This window comes from Microbulbifer sp. THAF38 (genome assembly GCF_009363535.1).
In the GTDB taxonomy this organism is placed as follows: Bacteria; Pseudomonadota; Gammaproteobacteria; order Pseudomonadales; family Cellvibrionaceae; genus Microbulbifer.
In genome coordinates this window covers 2,076,165-2,097,123 of the sequence record NZ_CP045369.1, presented here as the reverse complement: position 1 = coordinate 2,097,123, position 20,959 = coordinate 2,076,165, and the positions used below count along the sequence as shown (strand labels likewise).

Below are 20,959 nucleotides of genomic sequence, written 5' to 3'. Positions count from 1 at the left end.
TTATACTATTCCTTTATCTACTTCCTATAACTGGGACCGAACAGGCTGCCCATCATTTGGGCACAGTCCCTTTTTCCTGACTTCCTGTTAGCTCGGACTAATATCAGAGGGCCTGGAAATCGAATAAGGAGGTGCTTTACCAACCATGCCCAAGACACTGCTCCTTAAAAATGCCGAGCTCCTGGTAACCATGGACTCAGAAAGGCGTGAAATTGCCGACGGGGGTATTTATGCTGAGGACGGAATAATTACCGCTGTAGGACAGTCCAAGGACCTGCCCAGGAATGCGGATACGATTATAGATGCCCGCGGGCAGATAGCCCTCCCCGGGATGGTGAACACTCATCACCACTTAAATCAGACGTTGACCCGTAACCTGCCTGCCACCCAAAACATGAACCTCTTTGCTTGGTTGCAGCTCCACTACCCCATTTGGACCCGTATAAACCCAGAGGCTTCCCGTACCAGCGCCCTGATTGGTTTGGGTGAGCTTGTGCTCTCTGGTTGCACGACGGTGTTTGACCACTCTTACCTATTCAAAAGTGGCAACAAAGTAGATTTTCATATTGAAGCCGCCAAAGATTTGGGGGTGAGATTTCATGCTAGTCGTGGCTCTATGTCCTTGGGTAGATCCAAAGGGGGCTTGCCTCCAGATGAGAGCGTCGAGGATGAAGAATTTATTCTCCAGGACAGCATTCGTGTCATAGATCGCTATCACGATGCAAATTACGGCGCCCTAACCCGAATCGTTTTAGCCCCCTGCTCCCCATTTAATGTTTCAGAAAACTTGCTCAAGGAAACCGCTCAGCTGGCCCGAGATAAGGGGGTCATGCTGCACACACACATCTGCGAAACATTTGATGAAGAACGCCATACACTTGAACGGTTTGGCAAGCGACCTTTGGAATGGATGGAAGAAGCCGAATGGCTGGGCCCCGATGTTTGGTTTGCTCATGCCGTACATGTCGATGCCTTGGAAGTGAATGCTTTGGCTCGCATGGGGTGTGGTATTTCACACTGCCCAAGCTCTAATATGCGTCTCTCTTCGGGAATTGCGCCAGTCAAAGATTATATTGCCGCTGGCATAAAAGTGGGTCTTGGCGTTGATGGCTCCGCCAGTAATGACGCCTCCAATATGCTTCTCGAAACCCGCCAAGCCATGCTGCTTTCAAGGTTGAGAATGGGACTTCGCCCCCCAGAAGGACCACACCGTTACGCCCAACTCCCTCAATCCCACCCACTGCGTTCCTCAGAATGGATGACTGCTCGAGAAGCCTTGGAACTTGCCACCCTTGGAGGTGCAAGGGTTCTTAATCGCACTGATATCGGTGCGCTAGAGGTCGGGCGCTGCGCAGATTTTTTTACACTGGAGCTCAATACTATTCAATACGCGGGAGCCCTTTCAGACCCTGTCGCCGCTGTAGTCTTTTGCGCTCCACAGTCTGCGAAAACAGTGGTTATTCACGGCCGCCAGATAGTTAGTAATGGAGAGATTATTTCAATTGATATGGCCCCTGTCATTCGTGAGCATAATAAATGGAGCAGAAAGCTTCTGAGAGATGGCTGATATGCACAGAGCTGGGGCTAAATTGGTAGGAAAGCAGAGGTACCTTCCCTGGAGTATTGCAGTCCTGCTTTTTTCAAGCAGTATCGTGCTCTCAGTTTTCTTTGCTTTACTATCCCCCAACATTGTCACCCAGCTAGAACTTGACCACAGTGAAATAGGTATTTTAGGCGGCAGCTCTTTTATCGCTTACTCACTTGGTCAACTCCTACTGGGATCAAAACTAGGCGCTTTCAGTCCAAAAATCCTTCTGAGCCTAACGGCTTTACTAGCCTCATGTGGCTGTATCATTTTTGCAAGTAGCTCCAATTTTCTGTGGGCGTTAGTCGGTCAAATCTTAACTGCATTTGGCCTGTCGTGTAGTTTTATAGGAGTTATCTATATTATCGAGAGAGATTTACCGGATCACTTCTCCCTTTTAAGCGCATTAAGCCAGGGGTTAGCAAACTTTAGTGCGGCTTTTTTATCAATACTGTTCGGGTTAACTGCAAGTATCACCTCGTTTCGGGACCTATATTATTTTGCTGGCGCTTTTCTTATTACTTTGGCAACGGCGATATATCTATTTGTTGGCAGCAACCCCAAAATCAGCAATGAAAAAAATGCTCCTGCCTTACCGCTCATTACTCAACTTAGGGTTTGTTTCACGTCTTTACAATTCTGGGCAGCATTAATTTTTTATGCCTGCCTCTACGGTAGCATGCTCGCTTACTCCGACTTGTGGAATGTGCAGTTCCAGGTAGATTTTTTTGACGAAACCGCACAGCAAGGGACTTTTAGCAACACAATGACTCTGATAGGGGTAATCTTTGGGAGCCTCACAGTTGGCGTCTGGGCGCAACATAGAAATGACTATATTGTACCCGCAAGAACGTATAGCCTAATTGCATTGGCAATCACACTGATCTTACTATTGATTAATCTTTCCATCTCATGGAGTTTAGGAGCCAACTTTATTCTTGGAGTTGGACTCAGCGGATCTATTCTGGCATTTTCAGTAATCCAGGCTCAATTACCAAAATCTACTCACACCCTGGCAACTGCGCTGGTAGTTACTGCCGGATTTATTTTTGGTGGGCTATTACAGGCGCTTGTAGGCCTATCACTTGAAGCCAATCAACAGCTTGGACTAATAGATAGAATAACCGAGCACCTTAATTTTTTACCTAAAGGCGGCACTAAATTCCTAGACTATCAGTCTGCTTTTCAGTTGGTAGGTATCGTTATCTGTATTGGTTTTTTTAGCAGCTTATTCTTTTATAAGGAAAAATAGCCCCGGCAAAATTCAACGATAATTTCCAGAGGCTATTTCATTATCTATAAGCGATTTATCCTAACAAAATACATTAAAAATTAATTAGGGCTTTTACCTCTATTTAGTTATCGCTATAGTTGCTGGAAGCGGCCTAGTAATCGCCCTATTCTCCCTCCCATGTATAAGGCCGTATGATAATCAAGCTCGTGAACGGCTCCCTCACTCTCAAGAACAGCAACAAGTCCCGACTGGCACCCACTCCTATTTCGCCCCTCGGCATCCTGGCTTGGCACAATATCTAAAGGTACCCACAACATACCCATCTGAGAGGCAAATATCTGTAAAGTGCTAATCGTATTGAGTTGATCCCCACTAAAGTTACTACCGATGGTAAAGCCCGCAGATAACTTATCAACCCACCCACGCCCACTATAGCGCTCACTGGCTGCGTCCATGAAAGCCTTAAACTGAGCTGAAACCGATCCCATAAAGGTTGGCGAACCAAATACAATTCCATCACATTGGTCCAAACGAAGCATCAATTCAGGATTGTGATAGCGCCCTTGAATAATGTGAGCGCCCTCAATCGCAAATGCTCCCCCTTCACAACCTGGATTACCATTGATCCCATCTACAATGGCTTCAGCTAAAGTCCTTGTGCTGCCACAAACAGAATGGTACACAACGCCCACTTTGATCATGATGCGGCCTGATCGATATTCGCAATAGAGTGACCACAACTCTCAGAGGATGTTGCGACCTTGAAGAGATTTGCCAGCTTTTGGTCGGCGCCTGCCTCCCTCGGAGTCTCAATTCCAAACACCTCTAAAAGCGTTTTACGTAACTCTTCGACACTGGCCAGCATAATGACAGTTTTTGGCCCCGCAATTGGCTGATAGCTTAATTGGCGATCCAATAAAGCATGACGACCTTCTGTGAATGCCCGTGTGGCAATTAAATGCTCAACGAAACGAGATTCTGGGTGTGTACAACAAAACCAGTTGGCGATCTTATAATCACCTGCATTACGTGGACGTAAATCAAAGCTATACATTGGCTGCCAGGAATCAGCGACCTTTACTTCCAATAGGTAGTCTTCATCAGACAATGTCAAGCGATAGGTGCCGTGTGGAGTGCCCTGTGGATCAGATACATCCAAGCGTATTGGAGCAGTAAGAGTATTACTGCCAAAACCAGCATCTAACAGATAATGCACCTGGCCGACTTCCACAAGCAAAATCATATGCGATTGTGCAGGCTGATGGCCTGGTGGTGTCTGCCAGAGAACGCGCGCAGCAAGCCCGGTTACCGTAAACCCAATCTGCTGCAACACAGCACGTAACAAGGCATTTTGCTCAAAACAATAGCCTCCACGCTTTTGATTCACTAGCTTTTGCTCAATCGCAGCTAGATCAATATTCACGGGACTGCCTAGGAAGGACGTTACATTTTCAAATGGCAGGGTACGAATATGCTGGGTAAGGATGCTCTTCAGGGTATCCAGGTCCAGAGTAGGCTTATTATAGTAACCGATCCGCTCAAAGTATTTTTGTAAATCTATATTGTGTGTGCTTTCTGTCATTTGCCTCTAATCCTCCTGGCCAATCAACAATAAGAGCAGTCTAATACCTAAACCTTGGTTTAGGTCAAGGCAAATTACTAATTAATTTTCCCTGATGGCAACCAGGAGAGCCAAAGAAACAATTCTTTTCTGAAAGCTGGCAAAAATATAAAACCTCTAATCCAAGAGCTTATCCCAATAGTGGGTCCGTCGAAGCATATCCTCTATGGTTTCTTCTGGTAATAACTCCAAAGGTGTTAACCCATCCACTATCTGCCATCCGCCCCCAAGAGAGAGGTAAACCTGAACCAGGTTTGCTGCCACGGCACCCTGAGCAACCACTAAAATATCTTGTTGCGCAAAATTGGAAACCATGGTTGTGAGAACTGTATTGTATTGTATTTGCCCATCAATATACTGAGTTAAAGATAGGTTAACCGCTTCCTCTGAAGCCATAGCGGCTATGTTATAAAAATATTGCTGCTCTTGGGATTTAAGGTAAGCAACAATTGCATTTTCAACATCCACTTGCGCCTGCAAAACCACTTGCTGATAATCCGAGACTAGCTGCTGAAAGGTCGCATCCTGCAAGCGTACATTGTTACGCAATCGTCCATAGTTAAAAACATTCCATTCAAAATCAACAAATAGATCCCAAGCATCACTTCTACCATTTAGCTGCCCTCCCCTAATATCAATTGCACCAATCAATCCACCAATTGAAAAGTTTGGGTAAAGCTCTGCGCGTGCAACACCAATCAGCTCTCCCTGAGCAGCGAGGAGGCGTTCGGCCTGACGGATATCTGGACGCTGTCGCAGGAGATCCTGCGGCATACCTATCGCTATAATTGAGGGGACATGTGGTACTGTTGGAGATACAGAAAGAATGTCATTAAGACTATGAGGCGGCATGCCCAACAATATCGAAAGGGTATTTTTGAATTGCTGCAGCGCTATTTCCAACCCGGGCACAGTAGCCTCGGTATTACTCAATAAGGTTTGCGCCTGTTCAGCATCCAAGGCGCTCACCTCTCCTGCATGAAATTTTACTTCTGCAATTCTTAGACCCTCTTGCTGAATACGAATATTCTCTCTGGCCACTTCAAGACGCCGCTTGATAGTGCGAATATTGATATATGTCTGGGCCACCTGTGCAATAATCGAAACGAGCAAACCATCATATTCGGCCATACTAGCCTCAAAGTCCGCGGCAGCAGAGTTGACCAACCTCCTTAGCTGCCCCCACATATCCAGCTCCCATGTCAAATTGAAATTGAGGTAATATTCGGTCTGCAAGTTGCCGGTTATGCCTGAGCGAACATATTTAGATCGATCTACCAAGCCCTCAATTTGCTGTATCTGTGGGTATTGATTACCGACTGCAATTGCGAGGAGTTGCTGCGCTTGTAAAGCCCTAAGGGCGGCAGACCTCAGTTCCAGGTTGTTTTCTATCGCCTGGGCTACCAAGTCATCTAAAATGGGATCTGCAAAGGCCGACTGCCACCAATAGGGATTCACTGCTTTTAGACTGTCCAAACTCTTACTATTTTGGTAAATCCAAGAGTCTTCAACTGTAACAGGCGGAGGCAAATAGTCTGGCCCCAACATGCAGCCATTACCAACAAACGTAGTAAGTACACCTAGGACTACAGGCTGGCGTAGGTTTATTGAGCTTAACCAATTAAGGAGTTTGCGCCGTATCATCTTGTTCGGCGCTCGCAGTACCACTCATGACGAGTACTGAGCTAGTGAAACCAACCCGCAGCTCAACCGAGGTAGGGATTTCGGTCAGATGAACTCTCACGGGTATCCGCTGTGCTAATCGTATCCATTCAAACGTTGGATCTACCCTTGGTAGTAAATCATTGCCAGCGGTTCCATCTGTTTGGGCTATTCCCCAGCCAATACTTTCCACATACCCATGGAGCGGCCTATATGGATAGGCCATCAGAGTCACTATGGCTTGATCACCTGGAGAAATACGACGGATGAATGTTTCCCGAAAATACCCCTCCACCCGATAAGTACTAACGTCTACTATGGACAGGGCCGGTTGATTGGCAACCGCTTGATCACCAAAACGGAAATCGAGGTTCGTTACATAGCCGGAAACCGGCGCGGTAACCGTAGTGTATTCCAGATTAAGCTCTGCCTGACGCACTAAAGCAAGAGCCGCACGCACGCCTGGGTTATCTATTCCCAGTGCGCCTAGTTGAGCTCGGGCCTGGGCTAATTCAGCCTGTGACTGCTCTAGAGAGGCCAAAGACTTGGCGAGTCTCGCTTCTGCTCCAGCACGATATTCCACAGACGACTCAAACTCTGCCTGAGCAGCCTGAAGGGATCTCACCGAAGTGGCACGCTGAGGAAGCAATTCCTGTTGACGTTTATATTCCGCCCTGGCCTTTGTAATCTCTGCATCAAGTGCATTGATATTACTTTGGGCCTGATCTATGGCCGCTGAGGATTCTCGCAACCGGGCTTCATAGGCAAGAATATTTTCCCTTTGGGCATTATATGTATCTATGGCCTCCTCATATTGCGCTTTTGCTTCAGCGAGTGCCGCCTCATAGATTCTCGGATCAATTTGAAATAGGAGCTCTCCTGCTTTGACAAATTGATTATCCCTAATCGGTAGTTTTACTACTTGACCAGAAACCCTGGGGGTAATCTGGATAATATCTGCCTGAACTGTTCCATCTCTTGTCCATGGATTGTTAAGGTATCTCCAAAACTGCAAAGCCAATAACAAAACGGCAATTAAAACCAAGCTTCCCGTGAGAATATATTTACTATATTTTTTCATACTTATATCCCCACAAATACTACCCCGAAGAAAACAGAGTAAATAACACTCAACGAGATGATGACAACAGGAGGATTTGCAAAATACCTAGAGAGTCGAAAACGATCTAGAAGTCTGGCAGTAAGAAGTGCAGCAAGCACACCGAGCAAGCCTGAAACCAATATAGGTGAAAGGTAAAATCCACCTACAGAAACATCATGCGGTATCTTTTCCATTCACAGACCTGGTTAAATCACAAGAATCGCTCTTCACAAAACCGCTCCCAGTCCAATGACTCTGACAAATGAAATAATTCAGCCAAATAGTTATTGATACAGTGGGTAACCCCTAAGAAATATAAAAAGTTTGACACACCCTCCTTGGATTTAGCACTATATGCGCCCATCTCCATAAGCTCATTTACATCGACATTTGCCCGATGAAATATCCTTCGATATCCCCGCCGCAACGAATCAATATGAACCTCTCTTTTCTTACCGGACAAATAAAAAAGTATCTTCCCTGCCAGACACCTCCAAATAAAGGCTTCACGCATCATCCTCTTTGGAGCTACAAACTTCATTTTACTTTTATCTATTCCGTATAAAATTTTCACCTGATTTGCAATCAACATCAGCAGGCTAATAACCCTCTCCATCTGATATCTAGACATACCCTCAATACGGTTCTTATCAATACCATCCATCCAATAGAGAATGCTTTTATATGCAATAAAAACAATGTTAATGTGGTAAAGTATATATAGCCGATAAAGAATTGATCGCCTTCTAGCTTCAGGGATATCGCCCTGCAATATTAAGCAGGCAGCGCTATTGAGAAGCCTGTCCACATTTTTTTTAAAGTTCCTCTCAGGGTGTGAGGAAAATGGTATATTTCTGGAAATCGCCAGAATACAAAATATAATAGCCAGAACGAAAACATAGTTTGTATACACAACAAAACTATATGTTTGGTAGTCATTAAAATTGAATATAATCTGTGGGAAAATAAGTACCAGTGTTCTTATCATCGACTGTGTGCCGAATGCTCGATTAGCCAGATAGCAGACAATAAAGGTCCAGATGAATATCATTAATCCCAGCGAATAAAACCCCTGCAACTTTGGCATCACAAAGAAGTATAAAGGCGCCGACATTAAACAAACCAATATTGTATAGATGCATGTCTCAAACAGCCTGATTTGAGGGCTCACTGCGGCAATAATTGCTATTACAGTAATTAATAGAACAACCAATAAACCTCCTATCATACCCGGAACGAATAGATATGACAGATAAGCAATCCAAATACCTACAAGTACACGAACCACATTCCCAAGCCTGTCTGGGTCAGGCATAAGTAGACCGAGCCAATAGCCGCCCCCTTCATCTGGGAACTTTAAATATGACCGGCCCATCTGCTGAATATCATTGGCAGAATCGATAAAAAATCGGGTTTCTACTGCTAGATCATTTAAAGATCGTCTCGTAATCGCCAAAGCGGCTGTCTGAAAGGTTGAAAGCTCTTTTATTTTTTCTACATCCCCCTGGATGTTTCTTTCCACGGCTCTATCAGCAAGGGCACCCGCACTAATCGCATGTTTTATTTGGGCGAAACGGTCTTGAATATCCTCTATGTACTCATCCACCCCAGAAAGATATTTGGATACACCCAGCTCACTAGATAAAGCCAAACTTTCCTCAAGTTTGAGTAATGACTGAGTGACAGCTGTCGAACGATGCCCAAAGTGATTCCACTGCTTGCGACACTCCCAAATTTCATAGCTATCGGAACTGGCATCATCAATGGCTGCATTAAGGCGCGTGTCAGTTTTAAGCAATTCGACCCGTTTATCTGGACGAACCTCAACTTTTTCTTGCTTTTGGATTCGATCAAAACAACTTTCTGCAAAAAGTCGGTGCTTTTCAAGAAGTTCAGCAGATGCTTTATCTAACTCATCTCGACTACAGTTTGGCCATATAAGAACCGCAATAAGACCGTAAACGACAATTCCCAGTAAAGATTCCTGTACACGTAAAATGCCTTCTTCATAGGAAATAGATAGGTCACCACCAGTCGCATCCCACAACAGCAGAATGACATAGCCACATGTAATCCAAAAATACTGATAACGGGATCTTTGTAGGAAATAGACGCAACTTGCAACCCAAAGAGAAAGGGCGATCATAAAAAGCCAGCGATCCTGAGGGAATAAGGCGACGATTAACCATCCACCCATTAGCGCAAAAAGCGTCCCCATGATCCACAAAATTGCCCGATTGAGAGACTGTCCGAGGCTGGCCTGACTACATACAATAACAGCGAATCCAGCCCAAAAAGGTTTCTCCCAATTAAGGCCCATAGCAATGGCATAAACAGAGACCAAAGCCGTCGCGAGTTTGAGCGACTCCTTTGCATTGCGAGATAACTGCAAGGCCCTCTCCGACTATATTTCCACCTCTTAACAACGCCTAAATTTTTCTTTGGCGCCGCAAAGTTTATTTATCAGATAATTGCGCTAGTTGCCGGGAAGAAGTATGGCATATAGGTAAGCGGACAAATAAAAGCTCAATACAGTTAAATAGAATAATTCAAACGTTCAATTAAATGACAAAATGACATCAGTCACGAATTTTTATAGAGACACAAAACATAACTTATTTATAGAGAAACAACCTCGAGGACATTTAAACAACAATACCTGCGACTTACATTCAATTCATAACGGATATAACGTCATGTAAACCGAAACGTAAAAATTGATATGTAGGTGTTTAATTTTGATTGGTGAAGCTGACAGGATCTGTAAATAAAAATGAAGCCAAAATAAATATCGAGAATGTTTCAGGGTTAAAAGGAAATAGTGAAATAGCTCACCCCAAACAAAAAAGGCCCCTAATGGGGCCCTTTGGAACTTTTGAGCTCTAGAATCAAGCATTCAAAGCTTTAAACTCGCGTCTACGACGATGTAGAACCGGCTCTGTATAACCGTTTGGCTGTACACAGCCTTCAAAAACGAGTTCACAGGCAGCCTGGAAGGCAACGCTCTTATCGAAGTCTGGTGCCATATTATTGTAATTGGCATCACCGGCATTCTGGCGGTCAACAACTGCGGCCATGCGCTCCATGGTGTCGCGCACCTGTTTCTCTGTGACGATGCCGTGCTTGAGCCAGTTGGCAATATGTTGTGAAGAAATCCGCAGGGTTGCGCGGTCTTCCATCAGGCCCACATCATTAATATCCGGCACCTTGGAACAACCCACGCCCTGCTCTACCCAGCGCACTACATAGCCGAGGATACCTTGAGCATTGTTGTCCAATTCCAACTGGATCTCTTTAGCACTCCAGTTGGTGTCTTCGGCCACCGGTACGGTGAGAATATCTTCCAGCTTGGCGTGGTGGCGATGCTGAATTTCTTCCTGGCGGCGGTTCACGTCTACTTTGTGATAGTGCAACGCGTGCAGAGTTGCGGCAGTGGGCGATGGCACCCAGGCAGTATTCGCACCGGCCATGGGATGCGCGAGTTTTGCGTGCATCATGGCCGACATCTGATCTGGTATTGGCCACATGCCTTTACCAATTTGCGCTCTTCCCTTGAGGCCGCTATTGAGACCCACATCTACGTTCCACTCTTCGTAGGCGTTAATCCAGGTGGATTGCTTCATGTCGCCCTTGCGAATCATGGGACCGGCAAGCATGGAGGTGTGAATTTCATCTCCAGTGCGATCCAGGAAACCGGTGTTAATAAACACCACGCGTTCTTTGGCTTCCGCAATACAGGCTTTGAGGTTCACCGTAGTACGGCGCTCTTCATCCATAATGCCCATTTTCACGGTGTAACGCGGCAGGCCAAGGACATCCTCGATGCGGTTAAACAACGTGTTGGCAAAAGCCACCTCTTCCGGGCCGTGCATCTTCGGTTTTACGATATAGATGCTACCTTCGCGGGAGTTCTTGATCTCGTTGTTGCCACGCAGATCATGTAAAGAAATCAGGCTGGTGACCATGCCATCGAGAATGCCTTCCGGAATTTCCTGGCCATCACCATATAAAACAGCATCGTTGGTCATGAGATGGCCAACGTTGCGCACAAACATCAGGCTGCGACCCGGTAAGGTCAATTGATTGCCATTCGGAGTAATATATTCACGGTCGGCATTAAGCTTACGCTCAATTGACTTGCCACCTTTATTGATGGTCTCCTTCAGGTCCCCTCTCATCAGACCAAGCCAGTTGCGATAAACCACAACCTTATCTTCCGCATCCACTGCTGCTACGGAGTCCTCACAGTCCATAATGGTGGTCAGCGCGGATTCCATAAGAACATCTTTAATGCCCGCATCATCGGTTTTACCGATAGGGCTCTGGCGATCTACCTGAATTTCAAAGTGCAGACCGTGCTGCTTGAGCAGAATACTGGAGGGCTCTTCGCTGTCGCCGCGGTAACCGGCAAACTGGGTGCCGTCTTTCAGGGTGGCAATATCGCCATTGGCTTGGACCACTTCCAACAGAGAGCCATTGATACGATATTGCACGGCTTCTTTGTGACTGCCGCAAGTTAATGGGGCGGATTGGTCGAGGAAGTTGCGCGCAAACTCAATAACTTTGGCGCCGCGCACCGGGTTGTACTCACTGCCTTTTTCCGCTCCACCCTCTTCACTAATGACATCTGTGCCATAAAGAGCGTCGTAAAGGCTGCCCCAGCGAGCATTCGCGGCATTCAGGGCGTAGCGGGCGTTCATCACCGGCACTACCAACTGAGGGCCGGCGAGAGTGGCGATTTCCTCATCCACATTCTCAGTGGAGGCACTGAATTCAGCAGGCTCATCCACCAGGTAGCCAATTTCTTTCAGAAATGACTGATAGCCTTCCAGATCGCGGAAGCCTTCCGGGTTATCGGTATACCAGCGGTCCAGGGTTTCCTGGAGTTCGTCGCGTTTCTCAAGCAGAGACCGATTCACTGGTGCCAGGTCGCGAACAATCGCATCGAGTCCAGACCAGAATTTATCGGCATCGACCCCGGTTCCTGGAATCACCTCCTCGCAAACCAGGTTGTAAAGCTCTGGTGCGATTTGTAGATCACCGATTTGGACTCGTTCCGTCATACCCTGGGCCTCTCACTGATTGTTGGAATTACGGCATTCTAAACAGCCATTTCGGCATACCGCTAATTTATAGACACAATTTCCACTATTCATAGATCAAATTTTTATGAATGTGGCTGGCGCATGAAACCTTGCCTAGAGAACTGGATATTCACTCGCAAAGCGCATGCTTCCTTACTCACTGGTCACTTATAATGCCCGGCCAATATCCAGGATCAGGCGGCGTAACCAGCGGTGTGGCGCGCTTTGTTGTAACAAGGGGCTCCAGGCCATTTTCAGCTCCAATGGAGGGATATCCAGTGGCGGGTCCCGGCGGACGACCCTGGGGTTGTCGTTGGCGAGCTGCGCCAAACGTGTAGGCACGGTAACGATCAAATCACTCTGCTCAGCCAGTAACATAGCCACCTGATAATGGCGGGTAAATACCGAGATATCCCGCTTCTCCCCCAGCTTGCCGATAGCTTCATCTACCCAGCCCAGACGCTGTACGTCCTCCGGATTGACCCCCACACCTACGCCCATGCCGGTCTTGCTCACCCAGATATGCTGGGCCTTCAAATAACTCTGCAGATTGTAGTCTTCGAGAATTGGGTTATCTGCCCGCATCATGCAGGAAAAGCTATCGCGCCAGACAGTCGCCTGGTGGAAACTTTGGGGCATGCTGTCGAAGCGGTTGATCACCATATCCACTTTCCCCTGCTCCACATCCACAAAGCTCACATCACTGGGCGTCATGATGTCCAGGCTGATACCGGGGGCATCATCGCGCAGCTTCTTGAGCAGGGGCGGAATCAATGTGGATTCCGCATAGTCACTGGCCATAATGCGGAAGGTACGACGGGTGTTGGCAGGATCGAAATCTCGGTTGGGCTGAATCACACGGTCGATACTGGACAGTGCCTCGCGCACCATAGGCTGCAGCTCCAGGGCGCGCTCGGTGGGCATCATGCCTTCGCGGGTTCGCACCAACAGGGGGTCGTCAAAGAGTTCGCGCAGGCGTTTGAGGCCATTACTCATCGCGGGTTGGGACAACCCCAGATAGTTGGCCGCGCGGGTCACATTGCGCTCGCGCAGCAGCACATCCAGGTATACCAGCAGGTTCAGGTCAGCTCTTTCCAGTTGCATACAACATTTGCCAGATCGATAGTGAAAATAAAATCAATAAATTAGGCAAATTATGCCACTCCTCCTAAGATACTCAACACCTAATCGCAGTCACCGTTTTAAGGAAACACTGTCATGTCCACTTACACTCAAGACATCGACGCGGTAGCTAAGCTCCGTGACAGCAAAAGCGGCACTTGGGACGCTATCAATCCCGAATCTGTTGCCCGTATGCGCGCCCAGAACAAATTCAAGAACGGCCTGGATATTGCCAAATACACTGCCAATATCATGCGTGCAGACATGGAGAACTACGACAAGGACAGCTCCAAGTACACCCAGTCTCTGGGCTGCTGGCACGGCTTCATCGGCCAACAGAAGATGATTTCTATTAAGAAGCACTTCGAAGGCAACACCGACCGTCGCTATTTGTACCTGTCCGGCTGGATGGTTGCCGCTCTGCGCAGTGAATTCGGTCCTCTGCCCGACCAGTCCATGCACGAGAAAACCTCTGTTGCACACCTGATCAACGAGCTGTACACCTTCCTGCGTCAAGCCGATGCCCGCGAACTGAACGACCTGTTCCGCGAGCTGGACGCCGCCCGTGAGGCCGGTGACAAAGAAGCCGAAAAAGCGGCTCAAGACAAGATCGACAACCACAAGACCCACGTTGTACCGATCATCGCCGACATCGACGCCGGTTTCGGTAATGCGGAAGCCACCTACCTGATGGCCAAGCAAATGATCGAAGCGGGTGCTTGCTGTATCCAGATCGAGAACCAGGTTTCCGACGAGAAGCAGTGTGGCCACCAGGACGGTAAAGTAACCGTTCCTCACGAAGACTTCCTGGCCAAGATCCGCGCAGTTCGCTACGCGTTCCTGGAGCTGGGCGTAGACAACGGTGTTATCGTTGCCCGTACCGACTCCCTGGGTGCTGGCCTGACCAAGCAGATCGCTGTGACCAAAGAGCCGGGCGACCTGGGCGACCAGTACAACTCTTTCCTGGACTGCGAAGAAATCGCACCTGCTGATCTGGCCAACGGCGACGTTGTAATCAACCGCGAAGGCAAGCTGCTGCGTCCTAAGCGCCTGGCTTCTAACCTGTTCCAGTTCCGCAAAGGTACCGGCGAAGCTCGCTGCATCCTGGACAGCATCACCTCTCTGCAGAACGGCGCTGACCTGATCTGGATCGAAACCGAGAAGCCTCACGTTCGCCAGATCGGCGGCATGATGGACGAAATCCGCAAGGTCGTTCCCGATGCGAAGCTGGTTTACAACAACAGCCCGTCCTTCAACTGGACCCTGAACTTCCGTCAGCAAGTGTTCGATGCGTGGGCCGAAGAAGGTAAAGATGTATCTGCGTACGACCGCGCCAACCTGATGAGCGCCGAGTATGACGATTCCGAACTTTCTGCAGCTGCAGACGACAAGATCCGCACCTTCCAGGCAGACGCTGCCCGTGAAGCCGGCATCTTCCACCACCTGATCACCCTGCCGACTTACCACACTGCGGCCCTGTCTACCGACAACCTGGCCAAAGAGTACTTCGGTGAGCAAGGCATGCTGGGCTACGTAAAAGGCGTTCAGCGTAAAGAAATCCGTCAGGGTATCGCCTGCGTTAAGCACCAGAATATGGCCGGTTCCGACATCGGTGACGACCACAAAGAATACTTCGCTGGTGAAGCTGCCCTGAAAGCTTCTGGTAAAGACAACACCATGAACCAGTTCAGCTAAGACGCTCTTATACCTTTCAGGTAGATTCAAGGCGGCGCAAGCCGCCTTTTTCTTCAGGGATTTTCCGCCGGGTCCAATTGACCTAGGCAATGAATCCGCCGAAGAAGAACAGTTGTGCAAACTGCGCTTTTATATCTGCACTTAGAACTCGGGCCGCAATCGCGGCCCTTTTTTTATTCCCCGCCTTATTCCCTTTATCAAAGGATTTTTACGCCACATTAGCTAGCCTTAGGGTATACACGCTAAGGTGCGCAACGCCTATGTCTGCTCAAAACCTTGTTCTGATCTTCAATTGCGGCAGTTCCTCCCTCAAGCTCTCCGCAATTGACCCCACAAGTGGCGAGGAGCACTTAAATGGCCAGGCCGATGCACTAAATACATCTTCAGCGGTACTTAAGTGGCAGTATTGCGATAAAGAGGGCAAGCAACCGCTCTCACCAGGGGATGACTATGACAGCGTTATCGGTGCCCTGGTAGAACGCTTCGCCGGCCCTTGGTCAGAGTTACGCAAGCAACTTGTGGCCATTGGCCACCGGGTGGTTCACGGTGGCGAACAGTTCGCAGATTCCGCCCTTATAGACAACCATGTGCTATCGGCCATAAGAGCCTGCTGTGAACTGGCCCCTCTCCATAACCCTGCCGCCCTACAGGGTATACAAGCCTCTCTGGTCGCCTTTCCTGAGCTGCCGCAGGTAGCGGTATTTGATACCGCCTTCCACCAGAGCTTGCCGGATTACGCATATCTCTACGCCCTGCCCTACCGCTTTTACCGGGATCACCACCTACGCCGCTACGGTATGCATGGCAGCAGTCATCGCTATATTGGCGAGCGCTGTGCGGAGTTATTGAATAAACCCACAAACAACATCAATGTCATCTCCGCTCATTTGGGCAATGGAGCCTCACTCTGCGCCATAAAAGAGGGGCAGAGTGTTGATACCAGTATGGGATTGACCCCGCTCGAAGGGTTGGTGATGGGGAGCCGCTGCGGTGACCTGGACCCTGGCCTGTTACTTCATTTAGGTGAGGCCTTGGATTACTCCCTGGCAGAACTTGAACTGCTGCTCAATCGCAACAGTGGATTGCTCGGGATATCCGAGCTGAGCAATGACTGTCGGGAGCTAGAAGAGGCCATGGCAAAAGGCCACGCCGGTGCCAGCCTGGCACTGAAGATCTTTTGCTATCGACTGGCCAAATATATCGCGGCCTACACAGTGCCCTTAAAGCGGGTCGATAGCCTGGTTTTTACTGGGGGAATCGGCGAAAACTCTGCCTGGGTACGCCGAGAAACCACAGGCTGGCTCAGTCAGTTCGGCTACCAACTGGATGAAATGTGCAATGAAGAAATCTGCTTTGGTGCCGAGGGACGAATTTCGAAAGACGAAACACCGGATATCTTTGTAATACCTACTCGGGAGGAGTGGGTAATTGCCCGCGATACCATTCGCTTAGCGAGCAGGGCGACTTAAAAAATATGTCACAGAATGCACGCACCTTGATGCTGATCCCACTGGAAGTGGGCGTGGGGATCACCTCAGTAAGCCTGGGCTTGATACGGGCACTGGAACGCAACCGTGTGGAAACCCAGTTTTTTAAGCCTGTCAGTGAACCCCCTTCTCGCGATGGCGCCATCGAGAGAACAACCGAGGTACTGCGACAAACCACTAAGCTGGATATTCCCCCTTCAATCAGCGCACAGCAAGCGGAGGCCATGATTGCTGCAGGTGATTCCGCGGAGTTGCAGGAGAAAATATTGGCCCGCTACCGCAGTAGTTTTCCAGCTGCGGATATCATCGTTGTGGAGGGCCTTTTACCCGGCGGGCTCAACCAATATGCAGACCAGTTAAACTCCCAAGTGGCGAAAACCCTGGATGCAGAAGTGGTTCTGGTTGCCAGCCTGCACACAGGCAATATCCGTCAGCTCAGAGAACGCCTGCAGTTTGCCATGCAATCGTTTGGGGAGGGGCCATCCAACCCAGTGGTGGGCTGCATTATCAATAAGCTGGATGCCCCACCCCGCATAACCGACCCACCCGGTGGTCACTTTATCTCGGTGGGCGCCAAACAGGAGCCCAGCTCCGCAACTATCGACCGCAAAGCCCTCTACCGTCAGATCCCCTTGCGTATTGTCGGCGCTATTCCCTGGAACGCACAGCTACTGGCACCCCGCGCACTGGATCTCGTTCGTCACTTCAATGCACAGTTGATTAACCGTGGAGAATTAGAGAGTCGCCGTTTACGCAGTGTGACCTTCTGCTCCAGATCACTCCCCAATATGCTGCACCGATTTTCCCCCGGGGCACTATTGATAACCTCCGCCGATAGGCCCGATGTCATGGTTGGGGCCAGTTTGGCGGCAATGAATGGTGTAAAGATTGGCTGTTTATTACTGACTGGAGGCTATCGACTAGATCGCGGCGTACACAAACTTTGCACGCCCGCCATGGAGACCGGTCTTCCGGTAATGCTGGTTGGCTCCAACACCTGGCATACCGTTATGGAGCTGCAAACTTTTAATCTGCGCACCCCTGCAGATGACCGCGAGCGGGTAAACCGGGTACAGGATTTTTTCGCCAGTCACCTGGATAGCAACTGGGTGCAATCCCTCAGCCAGGTCTCCCAGCGGCCGCGCCGCATGGCACCCCCAGCTTTTCGCTACCACCTGACAGAGTTGGCCCGACGGGCATTAAAACGCATTGTACTGCCGGAGGGAGAAGAGCCTCGCACAATTCGCGCGGCTCTGGCCTGTGTAGACCGCGATATTGCGCAACCCATACTACTGGGGAGAGGTGATACTATCCAACGAGTTGCCGAGCAACAGGGCCTTAAACTCAATAAGCAGATAGAAATCATCAAGCCGGAGGATGTCAGGGAAAATTATATTGAGCCCATGGTGGCTTTGCGTAAAAACAAAGGACTCACCCAAGTAGTCGCGAAAGAACAGCTGCAAGACAATGTGGTATTGGGCACTATGATGCTGGCTCTGGACCAGGTAGATGGCCTGGTTTCAGGCGCTATTCACACCACCGCCAATACTATCCGCCCCGCCCTGCAATTAATCAAAGCAGCCCCAGGTGAAGAACTGGTTTCCTCAATTTTCTTTATGCTTCTACCCGAGCAAGTGCTGGTATACGGGGACTGCGCGATTAATCCCGATCCCAACGCCAGTCAACTGGCCGCTATTGCCATCCAATCAGCAGACTCAGCAGCAGCTTTTGGTATCGAACCCCGTGTGGCGATGATCAGTTACTCCACTGGTACCTCAGGGACTGGGTTAGACGTGGACAAAGTGCGGGAAGCAACACAAATCGCCAGGGAAAGGAGGCCCAACCTGATTATTGATGGACCATTGCAATACGACGCGGCACTCATCGAAAATGTGGCCAAACAAAAAGCACCACAGAGTCCAGTTGCCGGCCGTGCCACCGTTTTTATTTTTCCCGACCTAAACACCGGCAACACGACTTATAAAGCTGTACAGCGCAGTGCGGACCTGGTCAGTATTGGTCCCATGTTGCAGGGATTGCGCAAACCAGTAAATGATCTTTCCCGCGGCGCCCTGGTAGACGATATTGTCTACACCATTGCACTGACTGCTATTCAGGCCCAACAACGTCAGCAGCAACTCGCTGAACAATCCTCAGCTCCTAACCACTGAGAGGGCGGCGGGTGTCGATATAATCATGCAGTGCAGCGGCAATGACATAGGCCTCCAAGCGGTGCTCATAGGTATCCGAATGATCGCAGCCCATCCGCTCCAGGCAACGATGGATAAACGCGAACTCTTCAGATTTATCCCGCCATACTCCGCGACCCTTGATCACCGTCATCAGCATTCGCCACCAACTGCGGTCGGCCGCCCTCAACTGCTGGAGTGCAACGGCCAATAATCCCTCTTCATCGGTAAAGTCCGTTCCCAATGGATAATAAGGTAGCATTGCCAGGGACTTTTCATCGGAAAAAATCTCGGCAATATGCTCCGGGGTATTCCGATTAAACTCAGCAGGAATAGCAAAACCCTTTTCAATCTTGCCGGCATATTTGGCCTGCTCCAGCAACACAGCCTGGAATCGTGCATCGCAAATGCTGAGCATGGAGATCATCACATCCCGATCCGTCTTACCGCGCAGATCCACCGCACCGTATTCAGTTACCACGATATCCCGCAAGTGTCTGGGTATAGTGGTATGAGGGTATTCCCACACAATATTGCTTTCACAAATTCCATCGCGAACCCGTGTACTCGGCAGCGCAATGATAGAGCGGGCACCCGGCAGTGCGAACGCCTGAGCTACAAAATTGTATTGCCCACCAACACCGCTAACTACCTGGTTATCCATCAAAGCATCGGAAATAACCGCCCCGCCCAAGGTCACCATCATGGCTGAATTTACAAAGCGGGCGTGTTTGCGCTGGGCTCGCTTTAACAGCTGCTGGTCTTGAAGGTCGTTAGTGAAATCGATGGAGGTCATATCAATGCCCGCCCGCTCGACTGGAGCCAGATCGCGTAGCTCTCGATACATTACTTCCGGACCTAGATAGAAGCCACCGTGAAGCCAGATGCCCCCTTTCAATTTGTTATTCAGACAATTGCCTATCAGACGCCGCCGGCCGTGCTCACTGTGCAGATCACACTCCTCTTCCTCACCATCGGGAGTCAGCAACTTGTGGCCGCGCCAGCTGTAACTCGGATCTACAATACCGAATCGTTGTAGAAACTCCGTATCTTCAGTGGTTAAAGGGCAATGGATACGGCCACACTTCTGAAGAGCGAGTAAGGTCTCCTCATTCACCGTGTGGGTGATGACATCGGAATCCAATAGCTCCTGCAGCGCCTCATCGCCGTACACTTCGCGGATTAAAACTCCTGCCCTGCGCAGATGTAAAAAGCCATGGGGAACCATTTCACTGGCACCATAGAGTCCCCGCTGAAAAGGCGCTATTTGCAGAGGCAGGCTTTTCCGATAAGGGGGCAGCTCGGTCCCGATCAGTTCCCCCAGCAAACGGGAGAATAATGTGTTTTCTGTGTGGCGCAGGCGCAGTACATGACAAACCGCATCGCCCAGGGCACCGATACCCACTTGCAATGTGCCACCATCAGTAACCAGGCTGGCAATGTGAAAAGCGATAGCGTACTCGGTAAAACTCACCGGCATGGCTGGAGCGGGAAATAAGGGGGTATCGAAGCTCTCCCCTTCGAGTAAAAAATCAAACTCCGTCTCAGCAAGTTCACTGCTACCGGGCATATAAGGTAACTGGGGGTTCACCTCCCCAAGTAAAAAAAATGGCTTTTCTTTGTGTTCTGAGGCCATTAACAAAAGCGGTAGTGTCAGATCCGGATTACAACTTAAACTGTATTTATCCCCCATTGGTGAGGGCGACACCATTTGCGCGATCACATTGATCCCGCTGCGCAGAAGTTCGGCGGGCACCTCGGTATAATTCGTGCTGACATAATGCTGTTGCGCATAGTGGTTACCCAGTAAGGCACCGGGCTCCATAAAAAACTCTATCACCTCAACATTATTGGGGAGCTCTCCTTTTCTTCGTGCCGCCACATACCCAAGATCCTGGTAGTGACTGTAAAGGCGATCCAGCAATGGCTGTACAAAGCGGCGAGTGATATCACTATCCCCCCGGGGGCGCTCAAGGGTCAGCGCAGTAAAGATGGTCAGGGAGATAGATGGATCGGCAGCGGCACGTGCGTAAAGGGCATTGGCAAAGTGATTGGCCTTTCCCAGCCCCAGGGGCAACCCCAGTACAATTTTTTTACCGACTTTTTGCAGAAGTGCATCAATACAAGCCTCAACAGCGTTAAAGCGTTGAGGTACTTTATTGGGAGAGACTTCCATGT

Annotated in this window: 14 protein-coding genes; 5 read left to right on the top strand and 9 right to left on the bottom strand. The window is 49.2% G+C overall.

What is annotated here, in order from left to right; all coding sequences use genetic code 11:
• Positions 1–145: 145 nt before the first annotated feature.
• Positions 146–1,567: an 8-oxoguanine deaminase gene (locus FIU95_RS08965; RefSeq protein ID WP_152453434.1), complete on the top strand. Its 1,422-nt coding sequence runs from the start codon at positions 146–148 to the stop codon at positions 1,565–1,567.
• Positions 1,560–2,837 carry an MFS transporter gene (locus FIU95_RS08960; RefSeq protein ID WP_152453432.1) on the top strand — a complete coding sequence of 426 codons (1,278 nt, stop codon included), beginning with the start codon at positions 1,560–1,562 and terminating at the stop codon, positions 2,835–2,837. The genes FIU95_RS08965 and FIU95_RS08960 overlap by 8 nt, the downstream gene beginning before the upstream one ends.
• Before the next feature lie 113 nt (positions 2,838–2,950).
• On the opposite strand, the gene FIU95_RS08955 is transcribed toward FIU95_RS08960, so the two are convergent.
• From FIU95_RS08955 to FIU95_RS08920, 8 genes are all read right to left on the bottom strand, one after another.
• The gene (locus tag FIU95_RS08955) at positions 2,951–3,520 is read right to left on the bottom strand and encodes a flavodoxin family protein (RefSeq protein ID WP_152453430.1); all 570 of its coding nucleotides are present in this window, start codon (positions 3,518–3,520) and stop codon (positions 2,951–2,953) included.
• Complete coding sequence (locus FIU95_RS08950) at positions 3,517–4,401, bottom strand: arylamine N-acetyltransferase (protein WP_152453428.1); 885 nt, start codon at positions 4,399–4,401, stop codon at positions 3,517–3,519. The genes FIU95_RS08955 and FIU95_RS08950 overlap by 4 nt, the downstream gene beginning before the upstream one ends.
• A 156-nt stretch (positions 4,402–4,557) precedes the next feature.
• Positions 4,558–6,084 carry an efflux transporter outer membrane subunit gene (locus FIU95_RS08945; RefSeq protein ID WP_152453426.1) on the bottom strand — a complete coding sequence of 509 codons (1,527 nt, stop codon included), beginning with the start codon at positions 6,082–6,084 and terminating at the stop codon, positions 4,558–4,560.
• Positions 6,062–7,183, bottom strand: a complete 1,122-nt coding sequence (locus FIU95_RS08940; protein ID WP_152453424.1) for an HlyD family secretion protein — start codon at positions 7,181–7,183, stop codon at positions 6,062–6,064. Before FIU95_RS08940 ends, FIU95_RS08945 begins: the two co-directional genes overlap by 23 nt.
• A 2-nt stretch (positions 7,184–7,185) precedes the next feature.
• Entirely contained in the window at positions 7,186–7,398 is a 213-nt protein-coding gene (locus tag FIU95_RS21710; protein WP_216646325.1) for a DUF1656 domain-containing protein, read from the bottom strand.
• Between the two features lie 17 nt (positions 7,399–7,415).
• On the bottom strand, positions 7,416–9,596 hold the full coding sequence (locus FIU95_RS08930) for an FUSC family protein (protein WP_152453422.1): 2,181 nt from the start codon (positions 9,594–9,596) through the stop codon (positions 7,416–7,418).
• A 496-nt stretch (positions 9,597–10,092) separates the two neighbouring features.
• A complete protein-coding gene (locus FIU95_RS08925; protein ID WP_152453421.1) occupies positions 10,093–12,267 on the bottom strand; it encodes a malate synthase G in 2,175 nt (724 codons plus the stop codon).
• A 189-nt stretch (positions 12,268–12,456) separates the two neighbouring features.
• Complete coding sequence (locus FIU95_RS08920; RefSeq protein ID WP_152453419.1) at positions 12,457–13,392, bottom strand: LysR family transcriptional regulator; 936 nt, start codon at positions 13,390–13,392, stop codon at positions 12,457–12,459.
• A gap of 114 nt (positions 13,393–13,506) precedes the next feature.
• Here FIU95_RS08920 and FIU95_RS08915 point away from each other — a divergent pair, with 114 nt between their 5' ends.
• From FIU95_RS08915 to pta, 3 genes are all read left to right on the top strand, one after another.
• Positions 13,507–15,105: an isocitrate lyase gene (locus tag FIU95_RS08915; protein WP_152453417.1), complete on the top strand. Its 1,599-nt coding sequence runs from the start codon at positions 13,507–13,509 to the stop codon at positions 15,103–15,105.
• Between the two features lie 260 nt (positions 15,106–15,365).
• Positions 15,366–16,574, top strand: a complete 1,209-nt coding sequence (locus FIU95_RS08910; protein WP_152453415.1) for an acetate kinase — start codon at positions 15,366–15,368, stop codon at positions 16,572–16,574.
• A 5-nt stretch (positions 16,575–16,579) separates the two neighbouring features.
• Positions 16,580–18,763 (top strand): phosphate acetyltransferase, encoded by a 2,184-nt coding sequence (pta, locus tag FIU95_RS08905; protein ID WP_152453412.1) that lies wholly within the window; start codon positions 16,580–16,582, stop codon positions 18,761–18,763.
• Here the strand turns inward: pta and FIU95_RS08900 are convergent.
• The gene (locus tag FIU95_RS08900) at positions 18,753–20,957 is read right to left on the bottom strand and encodes an acetyl-CoA hydrolase/transferase C-terminal domain-containing protein (protein ID WP_152453410.1); all 2,205 of its coding nucleotides are present in this window, start codon (positions 20,955–20,957) and stop codon (positions 18,753–18,755) included. The two genes, pta and FIU95_RS08900, sit on opposite strands and share 11 nt — an antisense overlap.
• Between the last annotated feature and the right edge of the window lie 2 nt (positions 20,958–20,959).